Annotated in this window: 15 protein-coding genes and 1 pseudogene; 13 read left to right on the top strand and 3 right to left on the bottom strand. The window is 61.7% G+C overall.

Annotated features, from left to right (window positions below; translation table 11 throughout):
• Positions 1–13: 13 nt before the first annotated feature.
• Positions 14–1,330, bottom strand: a complete 1,317-nt coding sequence (locus AB4N85_RS18220) for a bifunctional DedA family/phosphatase PAP2 family protein (RefSeq protein ID WP_041477718.1) — start codon at positions 1,328–1,330, stop codon at positions 14–16.
• Positions 1,331–1,482: 152 nt separating this feature from the next.
• Positions 1,483–2,208 carry a DNA-3-methyladenine glycosylase gene (locus tag AB4N85_RS18215; protein ID WP_076564277.1) on the bottom strand — a complete coding sequence of 242 codons (726 nt, stop codon included), beginning with the start codon at positions 2,206–2,208 and terminating at the stop codon, positions 1,483–1,485.
• A 177-nt stretch (positions 2,209–2,385) separates the two neighbouring features.
• Here AB4N85_RS18215 and AB4N85_RS18210 point away from each other — a divergent pair, with 177 nt between their 5' ends.
• The 13 genes and pseudogenes from AB4N85_RS18210 to AB4N85_RS18150 all read left to right on the top strand — a co-directional run bounded on the left by AB4N85_RS18210 (position 2,386) and on the right by AB4N85_RS18150 (position 14,928).
• A complete protein-coding gene (locus AB4N85_RS18210) occupies positions 2,386–3,657 on the top strand; it encodes a glutamate-5-semialdehyde dehydrogenase (RefSeq protein WP_056790655.1) in 1,272 nt (423 codons plus the stop codon).
• Positions 3,626–4,348 carry a nicotinate-nucleotide adenylyltransferase gene (gene nadD / locus AB4N85_RS18205; RefSeq protein WP_024014451.1) on the top strand — a complete coding sequence of 241 codons (723 nt, stop codon included), beginning with the start codon at positions 3,626–3,628 and terminating at the stop codon, positions 4,346–4,348. The genes AB4N85_RS18210 and nadD overlap by 32 nt, the downstream gene beginning before the upstream one ends.
• A gap of 72 nt (positions 4,349–4,420) precedes the next feature.
• Complete coding sequence (gene rsfS / locus AB4N85_RS18200; RefSeq protein ID WP_016773024.1) at positions 4,421–4,915, top strand: ribosome silencing factor; 495 nt, start codon at positions 4,421–4,423, stop codon at positions 4,913–4,915.
• Positions 4,916–4,924: 9 nt separating this feature from the next.
• Complete coding sequence (rlmH, locus tag AB4N85_RS18195; protein WP_011063671.1) at positions 4,925–5,392, top strand: 23S rRNA (pseudouridine(1915)-N(3))-methyltransferase RlmH; 468 nt, start codon at positions 4,925–4,927, stop codon at positions 5,390–5,392.
• A gap of 10 nt (positions 5,393–5,402) precedes the next feature.
• Entirely contained in the window at positions 5,403–7,298 is a 1,896-nt protein-coding gene (mrdA, locus tag AB4N85_RS18190; RefSeq protein WP_041477721.1) for a penicillin-binding protein 2, read from the top strand.
• A 31-nt stretch (positions 7,299–7,329) separates the two neighbouring features.
• Positions 7,330–8,433, top strand: coding sequence for a rod shape-determining protein RodA (rodA, locus tag AB4N85_RS18185; protein ID WP_050977864.1), 1,104 nt, complete (start codon positions 7,330–7,332; stop codon positions 8,431–8,433).
• A 17-nt stretch (positions 8,434–8,450) separates the two neighbouring features.
• Positions 8,451–9,461: a lytic murein transglycosylase B gene (mltB, locus tag AB4N85_RS18180; protein WP_150638407.1), complete on the top strand. Its 1,011-nt coding sequence runs from the start codon at positions 8,451–8,453 to the stop codon at positions 9,459–9,461.
• Positions 9,461–10,470, top strand: a pseudogene (locus AB4N85_RS18175) (septal ring lytic transglycosylase RlpA family protein). The gene mltB and the pseudogene AB4N85_RS18175 overlap by 1 nt, the downstream one beginning before the upstream one ends.
• Positions 10,471–10,657: 187 nt before the next feature.
• Positions 10,658–11,815, top strand: coding sequence for a D-alanyl-D-alanine carboxypeptidase family protein (locus AB4N85_RS18170; protein WP_016773028.1), 1,158 nt, complete (start codon positions 10,658–10,660; stop codon positions 11,813–11,815).
• A gap of 86 nt (positions 11,816–11,901) precedes the next feature.
• Complete coding sequence (locus tag AB4N85_RS18165) at positions 11,902–12,177, top strand: DUF493 domain-containing protein (protein ID WP_024014446.1); 276 nt, start codon at positions 11,902–11,904, stop codon at positions 12,175–12,177.
• Positions 12,177–12,824 carry a lipoyl(octanoyl) transferase LipB gene (gene lipB, locus AB4N85_RS18160; RefSeq protein WP_076564273.1) on the top strand — a complete coding sequence of 216 codons (648 nt, stop codon included), beginning with the start codon at positions 12,177–12,179 and terminating at the stop codon, positions 12,822–12,824. Before AB4N85_RS18165 ends, lipB begins: the two co-directional genes overlap by 1 nt.
• A gap of 25 nt (positions 12,825–12,849) precedes the next feature.
• Complete coding sequence (gene lipA / locus AB4N85_RS18155; protein WP_160768663.1) at positions 12,850–13,848, top strand: lipoyl synthase; 999 nt, start codon at positions 12,850–12,852, stop codon at positions 13,846–13,848.
• A 132-nt stretch (positions 13,849–13,980) separates the two neighbouring features.
• On the top strand, positions 13,981–14,928 hold the full coding sequence (locus AB4N85_RS18150) for a S66 peptidase family protein (RefSeq protein ID WP_252868343.1): 948 nt from the start codon (positions 13,981–13,983) through the stop codon (positions 14,926–14,928).
• 96 nt (positions 14,929–15,024) lie between these two features.
• Here AB4N85_RS18150 and AB4N85_RS18145 read toward each other — a convergent pair whose 3' ends face one another.
• Entirely contained in the window at positions 15,025–16,347 is a 1,323-nt protein-coding gene (locus AB4N85_RS18145; protein WP_056790645.1) for a lytic murein transglycosylase, read from the bottom strand.
• Positions 16,348–16,385: the final 38 nt, after the last annotated feature.

Genomic DNA, 16,385 nt, shown 5'->3' with positions numbered 1-16,385 from the left:
TGAGTTGTCTGGTTTAGTAGGCGTAACGCAACAATGTATGTGGCAAGTGGCGCAGTACGAAGAAGCCGAACAGAGCAACCATCGATGGCAGGATCAGCCACCAGATCTTGAACGGCATCGCATTAAGGGACGCCTGCCGTTGGCTCAACCACAGCATTGCAGCACACACGCAACTGGCGAGCATCGCCCCGGCCAATATGTCGGTTGGCCAGTGCGCGCCCAGATACACCCGCGACAGGGCGATAGAGAGTGCCGGGATGCAGGCAATCAGCAGCCAGGTCAGGCGCATGCGCGGCGGCTGACCGCGTCCGGCCAGCACGCCCAGCGTCAGGAACAGGGCGAATGCGCCAGAAGCGTGGCCGCTGGGCATGCTGTAGGTGGTCAATGGATCGCTGAGCACTTCCGGGCGCACCCGGGCGAAAAAATACTTGGTTCCGGTATTGGCCATTGCGGTGACCAACATGGTGGCGCCCGCGAACATTGCCTGGCGCCACTGCTTGCACAGCACCAGCAGAATGACGAGCAGTGCACTGAACAGCAGCATGTTGCGGAATTCGCCGATCAGGGTCAGCGTCACGGCGATTTCGTCCAGCGCTGGCTGGCGGTGCTCCTGCACCAGGGTCATCACGCCGTTGTCGAGCGCGGTGAGGTATGGATAGCCGATGAACAGACCGATCAGGATCAGCAGGCTCATGCCGCCGATCCAGATCGTCGCGCGACGATGGCGGCGCACGCTGCTGTTGACGCTCAGGCCGACCATTACCGCGATGCTGGCAGCCACGATCCCGGCCTCCAGCCAGAAACCTTCAGGCAATGGCAGGCGGAACGCCGCGCCCGTGGCCCAGCCCGGCAACAGATAAGCCAGGCTCCAGCCAGCAGCGGCCAGCAGGCTGACGGCGAAAAAACGCGGGAAGGGCATGTCGCACATCCCGGCGACCATCGGCAGCATTGGTCGTAGCGGGCCGATGAAACGCCCGACCAGCAAGCTGGCGATGCCATAGCGCTGGAAGTACGACTCGGCGCCGGCCATCCATTCCGGGTGATGGCGCAGGCCCGGCAAGCGGCGGATGTTCTGATGGAAATGCCGCCCCAGGAAGTACGAAATCAAGTCGCCGAGGATGCCGCCAAGAAAGCCCAGCAGCAGCGTTTCGCTCAATGACAGCGCGCCACTGCCGGCCAGTACCGCCACGCCGAACAACAGCACCGTGCCCGGCACGATCAGCCCGGCGATCGCCAGACATTCCACGCACGCAACGATGAACACCGCTGCGGCCAACCACTGCGGATTGGCGCCGAGCCATCCAGTGATGCTATCGAGCCATGGGCCCATACAGAAAAACTCCATTCATTCTTTAAGTAATTGTTACGCGGTTGACTGCTGACCTGTGGGAGCGAGCCTGCTCGCGAATACGCTGTGTCAGACGATAGAAGCGTTGGCTGGCACGACCCCTTCGCGAGCAGGCTCGCTCCCACAGGGGGACATCATTTATTTGCGGATTCGGCTTCAGCGCCGGGAAGCAGGCAATAATCCCGGCCTTCGACCTGACCCCGTCGCAGCGGGTTCCGCGTGCACCATTGCGCATACGCAGCGTCAACGAAGCGATACATCAAGTGTTCATCACGGCCCAGCGGGATGCCCAGCCGAGTGGTTTGAATGATCTGCGCGGGTGGCGGTCCCGGGTCCTCGACCAGCAACAGTTCATGATCGAAACGCTTGGCGTCCCACATCGGCACTTTCAAACCCAGCGCCTTGCACAGCAGGGTCTGTCCGGCGCAGAGCTTCTGTGTCGGACGCGGTCGGCCCTGGGCATCGGGATTGTTCAGCAGCATCTGCGCCAGACTCGCCGGACCGCTCACTTCATCGACCCACGGATAGGCAGATTTGATCAGCACGGCGTTGCCCGGCCCCTGCGCACTGAAGTTCAGCGAATCACCGCCGCGTGCGTAGTACATATAGATGTGGCCGCCATCCAGAAACAAAGCCTTACGCTTTTCTGTATAGCCGAGCGAGGCGTGGCTGCCTTTTTCCGCGCAGTAATAGGCTTCGGTTTCGATGATTCGCGCACTCAGCCACAGATCGCCGACGCGATGGCGGATGACTTTGCCGAGTAGCGCCTGCGCCAGCACCTGGGCGTCGCGGTCGAAAAAACTGTCCGGCAGGCCCACGGGCAGGCGCGCGGACTCGGGGCAAAGGGGCACGTTGGTCATGATGGGCAAGGTTGATCCAGGCTCAAGAGGTCGTGATGATAACAACGCTGAGCTTAATTACGTCTGAACGACGGGCAAACGCAGCTCATTTCGACCATCCGCCCGTCACCGCTGTTAGTCCCGGGACGCGACAGCTATAATCTGCCGCTTTCCTCTTTGCCAAGACCCCAGCAGACCATGACTGAGTCCGTTCTTGACTACATGACCCGATTGGGTCGCGCCGCCCGCGCTGCCTCCAAGGTCATCGGTCGCGCCAGCACCGCGCAGAAAAACCGCGCCTTGCAGGCTGCCGCCAATGCTCTGGACGCTGCGCGCGCCGAGCTGGCCGCCGCCAATGAGCTGGATCTGGCTGCCGGTCGCGCCAACGGTCTGGAGCCGGCGCTGCTGGAGCGTCTGGAACTGACCCCGGCACGCATCGACGGCATGATCGTCGGCTTGCGTCAGGTTGCTGCACTGGCGGATCCGGTCGGTGCGATCCGCGACATGAGCTTCCGTCCGTCGGGTATTCAGGTCGGCAAGATGCGTGTACCGCTGGGCGTGATCGGGATCATCTACGAATCCCGTCCGAACGTGACCATCGATGCCGCCAGTCTGTGCCTGAAGTCCGGCAACGCGACCATCCTGCGCGGTGGCTCCGAGGCAATTCATTCCAATCGCGCGATTGCCGCGTGCATTCAGCGCGGTCTGGCCGAGGCCGAACTGCCCGCCGCCGTGGTGCAAGTGGTCGAAACCACCGACCGTGCCGCCGTCGGCGCGCTGATCAGCATGCCGGAATACGTCGACGTCATCGTGCCCCGTGGCGGTCGTGGCCTGATCGAACGCATCAGCCGCGATGCTCGCGTACCGGTGATCAAGCACCTGGACGGCATCTGCCACGTTTACGTCAGTGAACATGCCGATCTGGCCAAAGCCCAAAGCATCGCCTTCAACGCCAAGACCTACCGTTATGGCATCTGCGGCGCGATGGAAACCCTGCTGGTCGATCAGGCTGTTGCCAGGGATTTCCTGCCTTCGATGGCCGCGCAGTTCCGCGACAAAGGCGTCGAACTGCGTGGTTGCGAGCGTACCCGGGCGATCATCGAAGCGGTCGCGGCCTGCGAAGACGACTGGCACACCGAGTACCTGGCGCCGATTCTGTCGATCCGCGTGGTCGACGGTCTGGAGCAGGCGATCGAACACATCAACCATTATGGCTCCCATCACACCGACTCGATCGTCAGCGAAAACCTCGCCGACACCCGCCGGTTCGTGGCGGAAGTCGACTCGGCCTCGGTGATGATCAACACGCCGACCTGCTTTGCCGACGGATTTGAATACGGATTGGGTGCCGAGATCGGCATTTCTACTGATAAGCTGCACGCCCGCGGCCCGGTAGGGCTCGAGGGGCTGACCTGCGAGAAGTACATCGTGGTCGGCGATGGCCAGTTGCGCGGCCAGGCGACGGTCTGACTTGACCGACCTCGACCTGACAGCGCCGCACACCGGCAGCGAGTCGCGCCCGCAACGCATTGGCGTGCTGGGCGGTACGTTCGACCCGGTGCACATCGGTCATTTGCGTGGCGCGCTGGAAGTTGTCGAAGCGCTGGCGCTGGATGAGTTGCGCCTGATGCCGAACGCGCGGCCGCCACATCGCGGTACACCCCAGGTGTCGGCGCAGGATCGGCTGGCGATGGTCGAGTGCGCGGTGGCCGGATTGCCGCCGCTGGTGGTGGACGCCCGCGAATTGCAGCGGGACAAACCGTCCTGGACCATCGATACCCTGGAGTCGCTGCGCGCAGAGATGCCCGCCGAGACCCAGGTTTTTCTGCTTTTGGGCTGGGACGCATTTTGCGGCCTGCCCACTTGGCACCGCTGGGAAGAGTTGCTCCAGCATTGCCACATCCTGGTGCTACAGCGCCCGGACGCCGACAGCGAACCGCCGGATGCCTTGCGCAACCTGCTGGCAGCGCGTTCGGTGAGCGACCCGCTGGCCCTGAAAGGGCCGAGCGGACAGATTGCATTCGTCTGGCAGACACCGCTCGCGGTTTCCGCCACCCAGATCCGTCAACTGCTGGCCAGCGGTAAGTCGGTACGTTTCCTGGTGCCCGACGCGGTCCTGGCCTACATCGATGCGCACGGTCTGTACCGTGCGTCGAACTGAACAAGGCGCGCTTCACCGATACGGATCACCGTATCCCCAAGCCGCCGAATACATGAGCAAAACGAGTTACATATGACTGATAAAGATCTACCGAAAGTAAAGCGCAAAGGCACGTTCAAGAGCGCACCACTGCCGGAAGCCGTCAACACCAACGAGCCGCTCAAGGGCGACGAACTGGTCAAGATTGCCGTCGCTGCGCTGGAAGACGTCAAGGCCCAGGACATCCAGATCATCGATGTGCGCGACAAGCAGAGCATCACTGACTACATGATCATCGCCACCGGTACCTCCAATCGCCAGATCAACGCGATGCTGGACAAGGTCCGTGAGGAAGTGAAAAAGCAGGGCGCCAAGCCGCTGGGCGAAGAAGGCAAGGGCGACAGCGACTGGGTACTGCTCGACCTCGATCTGGTGATCGTGCACATGATGACTGCCTCGGCGCGTCAGTTCTACGACCTGGAGCGCCTGTGGGCCGGTGCCGAGCAAAGCCGTGCGGCCGATGCCAAGCACCACAGCCCGGAAAACACCCACGAGCATTTCACCAAGCTCAACAAAGACCAGTTCTAAGGGATTGCTGTGCGACTGCGCCTGATCGCCGTCGGTTCACGCATGCCCAAGTGGGTGGAAGAAGGCTGGCATGAATATGCCAAGCGTCTTCCGTCCGAACTGGCGCTGGAACTGGTGGAAATTCCGCTCAACACCCGTGGCAAGAATGCCGACGTGGCCCGTTTCATCCGCCAGGAAGGCGAAGCCATGCTGGCCAAGGTCGGGCACAACGAGCGGATCGTCACGCTGGAGGTTCACGGCAAGCCGTGGAGCACCGAGCAACTGGCGGTCGAACTCGATCGCTGGCGCCTGGATTCGCGCACGGTCAACTTCATGGTCGGCGGCCCGGAAGGGCTGGCACCGGAAGTCTGTGCCCGCGCTGACCAGCGCTGGTCGTTGTCGCCGCTGACCTTGCCGCACCCGCTGGTGCGGATCCTGATCGGCGAACAGTTGTACCGTGCCTGGACCGTGTTGTCCGGCCACCCTTACCACAAGTAAGCCTGCCCTCATGTCTCAGCCGATCCGCATCAAGGACCACGAAAAGGACGCCCGTCTGGTGCGCAGCCGTGTCGTGTTCGGTGCGATCGTGATCGTGGCGCTGATCTGTGTGCTGATCGCGCGTCTGTATTACCTGCAGGTGATCCAGTACGAGTACCACTCGACCCTGTCGGAAAACAACCGCGTCCACGTGCAGCCGATTCCGCCGACGCGCGGGCTGATTTTCGATCGCAACGGCGTGGTCGTGGCCGACAACCGGCCGAGCTTCAGCCTGAGCATGACCCGCGAGCGCTCCGGCGACTGGCAACAGGTGCTCGACGTCATCGTCGAGGTGCTGGAGCTGACGCCCGAGGACCGGGTGATCTTCGAGAAACGCATGCGTCAGGGCCGTCGGCCGTTCGAGCCGGTGCCGATCCTGTTCGAGCTGACCGAAGAGCAGATCGCCCGCATTGCGGTGAACCAGTTCCGCCTGCCCGGGGTGGAAGTGGTCGCGCAACTGGTCCGGCATTACCCGCAGGGCGCGCATTTTGCGCATTCGGTGGGCTACATGGGGCGGATCAACGAGAAAGAGCTGAAGTCGCTGGATCCGGTCAACTACAGCGGCACCCACCACATCGGCAAGACCGGCATCGAGCGTTTCTACGAGCCGGAATTGCACGGTCAGGTCGGTTACGAGGAAGTCGAGACCAACGCCCGTGGCCGCGTATTGCGCGTGCTCAAGCGCACCGATCCGATTCCCGGCAAGGACATCGTCCTGAGCCTCGACATCAAGTTGCAGGAAGCCGCCGAGGCCGCGCTGGGCGGGCGACGTGGCGCGGTGGTGGCGCTCGATCCGAAAACCGGCGAAGTGCTGGCGATGGTCAGTCAGCCGAGTTTCGACCCCAACCTGTTCGTCACCGGCATCAGCTTCAAAGCCTACGCCGAGTTGCGCGATTCCATCGACCGGCCGTTGTTCAACCGCGTGCTGCGTGGTCTGTATCCGCCGGGCTCGACGATCAAACCGGCGGTGGCAATTGCCGGTCTCGACGCCGGCGTAGTCACGGCTTCGAGCCGGGTGTTCGACCCGGGCTATTACATGCTGCCCAACTACGACCACAAGTATCGCAACTGGAATCGCACTGGTGACGGCTTCGTCGACCTCGACACGGCGATCATGCGTTCCAACGACACCTACTTCTATGACCTGGCGCACAAGCTCGGCATCGATCGGCTGTCGACCTACATGAACAAGTTCGGCATCGGCCAGAAGGTCTCGCTGGACATGTTCGAAGAGTCCCCGGGCCTGATGCCGTCCCGCGAATGGAAACGGGCGACGCGCAAACAGGCGTGGTTCCCCGGCGAAACCCTGATTCTCGGGATCGGCCAGGGCTACATGCAGTCGACGCCGCTGCAACTGGCCCAGGCCACGGCGCTGGTGGCTAACAAGGGCATCTGGAACCGTCCGCATCTGGCCAAGTCCCTCGACGGGGTCAAACCGGTGGATGAAAACCCGATGCCGAACATCATCCTGCGCGACCCGTCCGACTGGAACAAGGTCAACCACGGCATGCAGCAGGTGATGCACGGTGCCCGTGGTACCGCGCGCAAAGCGGCGATCGGCGCGCAATACCGCATCGCCGGCAAGTCCGGTACCGCGCAGGTGGTGGCGATCAAGCAGGGCGAGAAATACGACCGCTCCAAGGTCCAGGAACGCCACCGCGACCACGCGTTGTTTGTCGGCTTCGCCCCGGCCGATGATCCGAAAATCGTCGTGTCGGTGATGGTCGAGAACGGTGAGTCTGGTTCCGGCGTTGCCGCGCCCGTGGTGCGCCAGGTCATGGACGCCTGGTTGCTCGACCAGGACGGCCACCTGAAAGCCGAGTACGCCAGCCCTATCACTGCGGAGGCCCCGGCCCGTGATGAATAACTTCGATCGCATGCTCTCCAGCGAGGATGTGATGCGTCGCCGCGCGACGTTGCTGCAAAGACTGCATATCGATGGCCCGCTGTTGATCCTGTTGCTGATCCTCGCCGCCGGCAGCCTGTTCGTGCTGTATTCGGCCAGCGGCAAGAGCTGGGACCTGCTCGGCAAGCAGGCCACGTCGTTCGGCATTGGTCTGGTGGCGATGATCGTCATCGCCCAGTTCGAACCGCGTTTCATGGCGCGCTGGGTGCCGCTCGGTTACGTGATCGGCGTGATATTGCTGATCGTCGTCGACATCATGGGCCACAACGCCATGGGCGCCACGCGCTGGATCAACATCCCCGGGGTGATCCGCTTCCAGCCCTCGGAATTCATGAAGATCCTGATGCCGGCGACCATCGCCTGGTATCTGTCCAAACGCACCTTGCCGCCGCAGCTCAAGCACGTCGGCATCAGCCTGATGCTGATCGGCGTGCCGTTCATTCTGATCGTGCGCCAGCCGGATCTCGGTACCTCGTTGCTGATTCTTGCCGGTGGCGCCTTCGTCCTGTTCATGGGCGGCCTGCGCTGGCGCTGGATTCTCAGCGTATTGGCGGCGGCGGTGCCGGTGTCGGTGGCGATGTGGTTCTTCGTCATGCACGACTATCAGAAGCAGCGTGTCCTGACTTTCCTCGACCCGGAAAGCGATCCGCTCGGCACCGGCTGGAACATCATCCAGTCGAAAGCCGCGATCGGCTCCGGTGGCGTATTTGGCAAAGGCTGGCTGCTCGGCACCCAGTCACACCTGGACTTTCTCCCGGAAAGCCACACCGACTTCATCATTGCTGTGCTTGGCGAAGAGTTCGGTCTGGTGGGGATTTGCGCGCTGCTGCTGATCTATCTGTTGTTGATCGGTCGCGGGCTGGTGATCACCGCTCAGGCGCAAACGCTGTTCGGCAAATTGCTCGCCGGCGCGTTGACCATGACTTTTTTTGTTTACGTTTTCGTCAACATCGGTATGGTCAGTGGCCTGTTACCGGTCGTGGGGGTGCCGTTGCCGTTCATTAGCTACGGAGGAACTTCGCTGGTGACGCTGCTGTCAGCGTTTGGGGTTTTGATGTCGATCCATACCCATCGCAAGTGGATCGCACAGGTTTGAATAAGGTGAAGAGTGCAATGCAAGTAATGCGTGGCTGGGCGACTCGATGCGCGCCGCTGGTTGGCCTGGTGGGCCTGCTGGGGAGCGTGCAGGAAGCGCTGGCCGGCGACTATGAAGGCTCGCCGCAGGTGGCCGAATTCGTCGGCGAAATGACCCGCGACTACGGTTTCGCCGGTGAACAACTGATGGGTGTGTTCCGCGAGGCGCAACGCAAGCAGTCGATTCTCGACGCCATCTCCAAACCCGCCGAACGGGTCAAGCAGTGGAATGAATATCGCCCGATGTTCATTACTGACGCGCGTATCGCCCGTGGTGTCGACTTCTGGCGTCAGCACGAGGCGACCCTGGCCCGTGCCGAACAGGAATACGGCGTGCCGGCACAAGTGATCGTGTCGATCATCGGCGTCGAGACCTTTTTCGGACGTAATACCGGTAATTTTCGGGTGATCGACGCATTATCGACCCTCGGCTTCGACTATCCTCCCCGTGCCGAATTTTTCCGCAAGGAACTGCGTGAGTTCCTGCTGCTGGCCCGCGAAGAGCAGGTCGATCCGCTGACCCTGAAAGGCTCGTACGCCGGGGCCATGGGCCTGCCGCAGTTCATGCCAAGCAGCTTTCGCGCCTACGCGGTGGATTTCGACGGTGACGGCCACATCAATATCTGGAACAACCCGGACGATGCCATTGGCAGCGTCGCCAGCTACTTCAAGCGTCACGGCTGGGTCGCCGGCGAACCGGTGGTCAGCCGTGCCGATGTACGCGGCGAGCAGGTTGATGAAGGCCTGACTACTGGTATCGAACCGGTGAAAACGGTCGCAGAGTTGCGGGCGCTGGGCTGGTCAAGTCATGATGCGCTGCGCGATGATATGCCGGTTACCGCATTTCGCCTCGAAGGCGACAACGGCCCTGAATACTGGATGGGCCTGCAGAATTTCTACGCGATCACGCGTTATAACCGCAGCGTGATGTACGCCATGGCCGTACATCAACTGTCTGAACAGCTGGTACAAGCACGGGGCGTCAAGTAATGCAGGCATTGCCTAACAATAAACCCCTGAAGCTGGTGGCTTTCGCTGCGTTGGCAGTCCTGGTCGCCAGTTGCACGACCAGCCGTACGCCGACGCAGAAAACCCCGTCCACCGCTGTCCGCGCCCAACCGGGCCTGGACATCAACCGCGCGCACAAAGACGGCGCGCCGTGGTGGGATGTCGATGTTTCGCGCATCCCGGATGCGACACCGACCCTGCACACCGGCCCGTACAAGGCCAACCCGTACACCGTGCTGGGCAAGACCTATTTTCCGTTGCAGGAATCCAAGACCTACGTGGCTTCGGGCACGGCGTCCTGGTACGGCACCAAGTTCCATGGCCAGAACACCGCCAACGGCGAAGTGTATGACCTGTACGGCATGAGTGCCGCGCACAAGACCTTGCCGCTGCCAAGTTACGTCCGGGTGACCAACCTGGACAACAACAAGACCGTGATCCTGCGCGTCAACGACCGTGGGCCGTTCTACTCCGATCGCATCATCGACTTGTCTTATGCTGCGGCGAAGAAGCTCGGCTATGCCGAAACCGGCACCGCACGGGTCAAGGTCGAAGGCATCGATCCGCAGCAGTGGTGGGCGGCCAAGGGCCGTCCGGCGCCGCTGATGCTCAACGAGCCGCAAGTGGCGCAGAATAGCGCGCCAGTGATCACGGCGTCGGCCGGTACCGTCGAGCAATGGACGCCGCCGCCGCAGCAACACGCCGCGGCCGTGGTGCCCGTGCAGATCGATGCAAAAAAAACGCTTCTGCACCAGCGTCTGGCCAGTATCTGCAGGTGGGCGCGTTCGCCAACCCGGACGCTGCCGAACTGCTGAGGTCGAAGCTCAGCGGGATGGTGAGCGCGCCGGTGTTCATCAGCTCGATCGTGCGCAATCAGCAGACCCTGCACCGGGTACGTCTGGGGCCGATCGGCTCGCCGGGTGAGATCGCCCAGGTGCAGAACAGTGTGCGTCTGGCCAATCTGGGTTCGCCCAGCGTGGTCACCGAGTAACACGTAGACCTTGATTGACGGTTCACTTGCGGTATTCGGGGGGTGAACCAGGTTGTTGGCTCGTCGAAGAACAAAAGCCCGGCAAGGGTGACTGGAGTGAGCAACTGAACACGCGATGGCCCGTTAGAAGGCTGTCTGAATAAGTTTTGCCTTCGGGCAAGTTTCCATTAGCGATTTCGAGAGACGGATGAACATCACCACCTTTGCCAAACGCCTGTGTCTGCTAGTCCCGCTGCTCCTCTCGCCAGCCGCCTTCGCGGCCGAGATGATGCCGTCGCCACCACAACTGGCCGCCAAGGCCTATGTTCTGATGGACGCCAGCAGCGGCAACGTGCTGGTCGAAAACAACGGCGACCAGCGTCTGCCACCGGCCAGCCTGACCAAGCTGATGACCGCGTACATCGCGACCCTGGAAATCCGTCGCGGCCAGATCGGTGAAAACGATCCGGTGACCGTCAGCGAAAACGCCTGGCGCACCGGCGGTTCGCGGATGTTCATCAAGGTCGGTTCGCAGGTGACTGTCAGCGACCTGCTGCACGGCATCATCATCCAGTCCGGTAACGACGCCAGCGTCGCCCTGGCCGAGCACATCGCCGGCAGCGAAGACGCGTTCGCCGATCTGATGAACAAGACCGTCACCGAACTGGGCATGACCAATACCCACTTCATGAACCCGACCGGTCTGCCAAACCCTGAGCACTACTCGTCGGCGCACGACATGGCGATCCTGGCCCGTGCGATCATCCACGAAGACCCGGCTCACTATGCGATCTACTCGCAGAAAGAGTTCTTCTGGAACGGCATCAAGCAGCCTAACCGCAACCTGCTGCTGTGGCGCGACAAGACCGTTGACGGTCTGAAAACCGGCCACACCGATGAAGCCGGCTACTGCATGGTGTCCTCGGCGGTACGTGACGGCCAGCGCCTGATCGCCGTGGTGTTCGGCACCAACAGCGAAGTGGCTCGCGCCGCTGAAACCCAGAAGTTGCTGACCTATGGTTTCCGCTTCTTCGAAACCCAGACCTTCTACCAGAAGGGCACTGAACTGGCGCAGGCGCCGGTATGGAAAGGCACCACCAGCCAGGTCAAGGCCGGTCTGGCGCAAGACCTGACCATGACTCTGCCAAAAGGCCAGCTGAAGAAGCTCGCTGCCAGCATGACCATGAACCCGCAACTGGTTGCGCCAATCGCCAAGGGCGACGTGATCGGTAAAGTCGAAGTCAAACTGGAAGACAAGGTGGTGCACAGCGCCGACCTGATCGCTCTGGATGGCGTCGAGGAGGGTGGTATCTTCCGCCGCATGTGGGATAGCATCCGTCTATTCTTCTACGGCTTGTTCAACTGATTTTGTGTTGACCTGCATGGCCCCGCCCCGATCCGGTGCGGGGCCATGTGCGTTACCACGGCTTGCGCTATAGAGGCCGTTACGCCATGACCGATACCGAAGTAAAGGCGCCAAAGATCGAATTTCCCCAGACCGATTATCCGATCAAGGTGATCAGTGATACGGGTGTTGGCAACAAGGACAAGATCATCGCGATCGTCCTGAAACACGCGACCATCAATGATGAGCGCATCGACGAGCGTCAAAGCAGCAACGGCAAGTACACCACCATCCAGTTGCACATCGTCGCCACCGACCAGGATCAGCTGTACAACATCAACAGCGAACTGCGGGCTTCCGGCATCGTGCACATGGTGTTGTGATGCACGGCACGCTGGGCTTTCGCGAGCTGGGCCAGATGGCTTACGAGCCGGTCTGGCATGCCATGCAGCGCTTTACCAACGAACGCGGCAATGCTGCAGCCGACGAGATCTGGCTCGTCGAACACCCGCCGGTGTTCACCCAGGGCCAGGCCGGCAAGGCCGAGCATCTGTTGCTGCCGGGAGATATTCCGGTGGTGCAGGTCGATCGTGGCGGCCAAGTGACTTATCATGGCCCCGGGCAACTGGTGGCCTATCTGTTACTGGATGTGCGCAAGCTGGGTTTCGGCGTGCGCGATCTGGTCAGTCGCATGGAAGCCTGCCTCATCGAACTGCTGGCCAGCTACGGCGTTAGCGCCGCCGCCAAGCCAGATGCTCCCGGCGTGTACGTCGATGGAGCGAAAATCGCTTCTCTGGGTTTGCGCATTCGCCACGGTTGTTCCTTTCATGGCCTGGCCCTGAACGTGGATATGAACCTGGAACCGTTTCGACGGATTAATCCCTGCGGCTACGCCGGGCTGGCCATGACCCAGCTGAGCGATCACGCAGGATCGATTGAATTTGCCGAGGTAAGTGCCCGGCTGCGCGCGCAGCTCGTCAAACACCTCGACTATGCTGAGCAGACGACCCTCACGGGCGGAATCGACTGATATGACTACTGATGCAGTGCAAACCATGATCCCGACGCTCGACGTGACCGAGCGCCCGGCCCCGCGTCCCAAGGTTGAAGCCGGCGTCAAGCTGCGCGGCGCCGAGAAGGTTGCACGCATCCCGGTCAAGATCATCCCGACTACCGAACTGCCGAAGAAACCCGACTGGATCCGCGTGCGCATCCCGGTTTCGCCGGAAGTCGACCGCATCAAGAGCCTGCTGCGCAAGCACAAGCTGCACAGTGTCTGCGAAGAAGCGTCCTGCCCGAACCTCGGCGAATGCTTCTCCGGCGGTACTGCGACCTTCATGATCATGGGCGACATCTGCACCCGTCGCTGCCCGTTCTGCGACGTTGGCCACGGTCGTCCGAAGCCACTGGACGTCAACGAGCCGGAAAGCCTGGCCATCGCCATCGCCGACCTCAAGCTAAAGTACGTGGTGATCACTTCGGTGGACCGCGACGACCTGCGTGATGGCGGTGCCCAGCACTTCGCCGACTGCATCCGCGAAATCCGCAAATTGTCGCCGAACGTGCAGCTCGAGACCCTGGTCCCGGACTACCGTGGCCGCATGGACATCGCCCTGGAAATCACCGCTGCCGAGCCGCCGGATGTGTTCAACCACAACCTGGAAACCGTGCCACGCCTGTACAAGGCTGCGCGTCCGGGTTCGGACTATCAGTGGTCGCTGACCCTGCTGCAACGCTTCAAGCAGATGATGCCGCATATCCCGACCAAATCCGGCCTGATGCTGGGTCTGGGCGAGACTGACGAGGAAGTCATCGAAGTCATGAAGCGCATGCGCGAACACGACATCGACATGCTGACCCTCGGTCAATACCTGCAACCGTCGCGCAGCCACTTGCCGGTGCAGCGTTTCGTGCACCCGGACACCTTCGCCTGGTTCGCCGAAGAAGGTTACAAGATGGGCTTCAAGAACGTTGCGTCTGGCCCGCTGGTACGTTCCTCGTACCACGCCGACGAGCAGGCGAAGCTGGTCAAGGCCGAGCTGCTGGGTTCCTGATTCACTGCTGATGTAAAAATGCCCGCCGAGGACGGTTCCTCGGCGGGCATTTTTTTGCCTGAGACAAGGGGCTTTTGTTTGCCTCTTCAGCTGTCTACTGTGTGTGCATGACTTTACCGCTGGAGCCCAAGGATGACCGTTCGACCAAGCCACACCCTCGTTGCCCACCGACCCGTACCGGCACTGCCCGCTGAGGGGACGATCGGTGTCATCGCGCCTGCCGGTCCCGGCACTCTCGACACTGAGAAGGCGCTGCAATGGATGCGCGCGCGGGGCTATGGGCTGAAGGTGTTTTCCGGTGTCTACGAGAAGGATGGTTATCTGGCCGGCACCGACGACGTACGCCTGCGCGATCTGCACGCGGCATTCGCTGATCCTGAAGTCGACGCGATCATTTGCCTGCGCGGCGGCTACGGCACGCCGCGCCTGCTGGACCGAATCGATTACGACCTGCTCAGCCGGCACGCCAAACCCTTTATCGGCTACAGCGATATCACCGCGCTGCACCTGGCCATTAGTCGCTACGCCGGGTTTGTGACCTTTCACGGGCCGCTGCTCAACGCCGACCTGCTGGGCGCCAAAGAGCCGCCTACCGTCACCTCATTCTTCGCCATGCTGCGCGGGCAAATGAAGTCAGGGAGTGTGCTCAGCCATCCGGCGGCTTATCCGTTATCAACCGTCGAACCGGGCATCGCTCACGGGCGGCTGCTTGGCGGCAATCTGGCGATGATTGCTGCAACCCTCGGCACGCCCTACGAGATTGATGTCGAAGGGGTGATTCTGTTTATCGAAGACATCAACGAGCCGCTGTATCGGATTGATCGGTTGCTGACCCAGATGCGTCTGGCCGGCAAGCTGGCCAGACTGCGCGGTGTGCTGGTCGGTGATATCGCCGGAGTGGAGGTCGACGCGCTGAATCGCCTGCTCAAGCAAACCTTTGAGCCGTTGCGAATTCCGGTGTTGTCGGGTTGGCGCAGTGGCCATTGCGACCCGAACCTGACACTGCCGTTGGGCGCGCTGGTGCGCCTGGATGCAGGGAAGCAGGAGTTGCTGCTGGAGCAGGATGTGGTCATCCGATAATTCGGGAGGCAAAAGATCGCAGCCTTCGGCAGCTCCTACATGGGATTGATGATCGTCCTGTAGGAGCTGCCGAAGGCTGCGATCTTTTGATTTGCTCTATTGGTTGCGCAGGCTCTCAAGCAACTTGTGCGTCGGATACCCATCCGCCGGCCAGCCCAGTGCCTGCTGGGCACTGCGAATCGCTTTGCGCGTATTGGCGCCGATAATCCCGTCCGCCGTGCCGGCATCGTAATTACGCGCGCTCAATAGCGTCTGCAGTTCGATGCGTTCGGTGCGGCTCAGCGGCAGATCATCTTTGGGCCAACTGCCATTGATCAGGCCCGCGCCTTCGAAACGCTCGGACAACAGGCTCACCGCCAGCGCATACGACGACGAATTGTTGTACTTGAGAATCGCCCGGAAGTTGTCGAGGATCAGGAACGCCGGGCCGCGATAACCGGCTGGCAGCAGCAGGGCAGCGGACAGTTGTTCGGAACCGGCTGGCACCTGCGCACCATTGGGCAGGTTCACACCCAGTTGCCGCCATTCGGCGACGCTTTTGCGAATCGCGCCATCGGCCAGGGTGTAGTTGAAGCCGCTCGGCAATTGCACTTCGAAACCCCACGGCTGGCCACGCTGCCAGCCCGAGCTTTGCAGGTAATGCGCAGTCGAAGCCAACGCGTCGGCCGGGCTGCCCCAGATGTCGCGGCGGCCGTCACCGTCAAAGTCCACGGCGTGGGTGTTGTAAGTGGTCGGAATGAACTGGGTCTGGCCCATCGCGCCGGCCCAGGAACCGAGCATCTTCTCCGGGGTGATATCGCCCTGTTGCAGAATCTGCAGGGCGGCGATCAGTTGCGCGTGAGCGAAGCCCGGACGACGCCCCTCGTAGGCGAGTGTGGCCAGCGAATTGATCACCGACTTGCTGCCCTGGAACTGGCCGAAATTGCTTTCCATGCCCCACACCGACACCAGCGCCTGGCGATCAACGCCATAGCGCTGCTCGATGCTTTGCAGAATGTCGGCGTACTGGTTGATCAACGCCTGGCCTTTGCGTACGCGCAGCGGCGACAGTGCGCCGTCGAGGTATTCCCACACCGGCCGGGAAAACTCCGGCTGACTGCGGTCGGCGCGAATCACGCTGGCATCGAAGCTGATATTGGCAAATGCCTGATCGAACAGCTCGGGGCGAATCCCGGCGGCGAGGGCGTCCTTGCGGAAACCCGCCTGCCATTCGGCAAAGGTCTGGGTCGGTTGAATATCGAGCGGGTCGGCGGACGGCACTACCGGCGGAATGATCGCTGGGGCCGTGGTGACCGGGGCGGCTTGAAGCGGTTGTGCATCGGCGGCGGTGGGTTTTTCCGCGCAGGCGACAAGCAGAATGAAGCTGGAGGCAGCGATCAATTGGCGCACGGGCCAACGACGGGAAAGACTTGGGGGCATGCACAGTTCCAGGGGAAACGAATCAGGTGCAGACCTTA

The organism is Pseudomonas sp. H1_G08, assembly GCF_054681355.1.
This window is presented reverse-complemented; position numbering and strand designations above follow the sequence as displayed.